General features: G+C 63.6%; 2 protein-coding genes and 1 pseudogene. 1 reads left to right on the top strand and 2 read right to left on the bottom strand.

From position 1 onward, the window contains the following. Positions 1-272: pseudogene (locus ACXJL8_RS41500) on the bottom strand (GNAT family N-acetyltransferase); the annotation flags it as partial. After that, positions 259-876, bottom strand: coding sequence for a hypothetical protein (locus ACXJL8_RS41495; RefSeq protein WP_456621915.1), 618 nt, complete (start codon positions 874-876; stop codon positions 259-261). The gene ACXJL8_RS41495 and the pseudogene ACXJL8_RS41500, both read right to left, overlap by 14 nt. A 70-nt stretch (positions 877-946) precedes the next feature. Between ACXJL8_RS41495 and ACXJL8_RS41490 the strand changes: the two genes are divergently transcribed. Next, on the top strand, positions 947-1,248 hold a 302-nt coding region (locus ACXJL8_RS41490), incomplete at its 3' end, for a helix-turn-helix domain-containing protein (RefSeq protein WP_456687084.1).

Below are 1,248 nucleotides of genomic sequence, written 5' to 3'. Positions count from 1 at the left end.
TGATGGCGCACCGCGAGCCGCTCGACCTTGGCGAATTCGCCGAAGAAGCGTACCCGCAGGCAGCCCGCAGKCTCGTTGCCGACGAAGCCGATGAAGTGCGCGGCCACCATGTCGTTGCCGTCGAACTCCTCCTCGAACGGACAGTCCTGCTCGGCGAGATAGACCGCGGCGCGGATCGCGGTGATGAGCATGAGATCGTTGGGATCACGCGCGAGCCTGATGGTGATGGCGCGGGAGTCCGGCTTGGCGAGAGGAATCCTAGTGCCGTGCATCTGCAAAACTCCTTGCTTGGATGATCGAGCCGGGCATGCGCATCGGCCGCCGGTTCCATGGCCGCTCGTAACACCAGAGGTCGGGTTGGAAGCTCGGGATGGGTTCGAAGCCGGTCGCCCTCATGATGTCGCGTCCGGCTGCGGTCGAAGGCTGCGCATAGCAATCAGCGGCGCGAAACCGCTCCTGGCGCAGATGGGCAGCCGCCTTGCCGAGTCCGGCGATGCCGCGTCCCGTCGCCGCGATCGCCCAGATGTAGACCGCGGCAACCTCCTCCCTGGCGGTAGCGAGATAGCGCGTCTCGGGCGCGGTCAGGCAGATCTCGTCGAGCAGCAGCGCATCATGTCCGCGATCGCTCAGAAACAGGAAGGCCATGCCGCCGAGCAGATCGCCCGTCCGGCTGAAGGTCAGGATGCTCTGGGGATCGAAGGTGAAATATCTTGCAAGCTCCGCCGTCTCGAGCCGCACGCCCGGCACCAGGCGGCGCGCCATGTCGGAAAGCGCGGCAATTTCGGAAATCTTTGCGCAACGGACGTCGATGTCCGGGCTGAGCGGCAGCGCGTCGAAATCATGCCTTGCGGCAAACCGGCCCCTTTCCATACCCATGTCGCCCCTCTATCGTTCGGCGCTTCGTGCCCCGCTTTGATGATGAGCCTAGCGTCTGGGGATCAAGAGTATGCAGCAACTATTGCACCGGGGYGCTGCGATGACGCAGCACCGTGAAGAAGCCCTGGACGCATCCTGGGACGATTTGAAGCTGTTTTTAGCTTGCGCAAAATATAAAAGTTTCCGCAACGCCGCCGAGGAGCTCGGGCTCACCAGCACGACTCTGATGCGCCGGGTCGACCGGCTCGAAGAGAGCATCGGCTGCAAGCTGTTCCTGCGCGACCAGAGCGGGCTCACGCTCAGCGACGAAGGCATCGCGATGATTGCCGACGTCTCGCACATGGAGCGTCACGCCTTCAACGTATTCCGGCG

The organism is Bradyrhizobium sp. P5_C11_2 (genome assembly GCF_054049755.1).
Note: the sequence above shows the minus strand (reverse complement) of the source record. Positions and strands in the feature narration are given on the sequence as shown.

Bases quoted from the DNA above. Each gene is read 5' to 3' on its own strand.
- ACXJL8_RS41495 (WP_456621915.1), bottom strand. From the start codon at position 876: ATGGGTATGGAAAGGGGCCGGTTTGCCGCAAGGCATGATTTCGACGCG.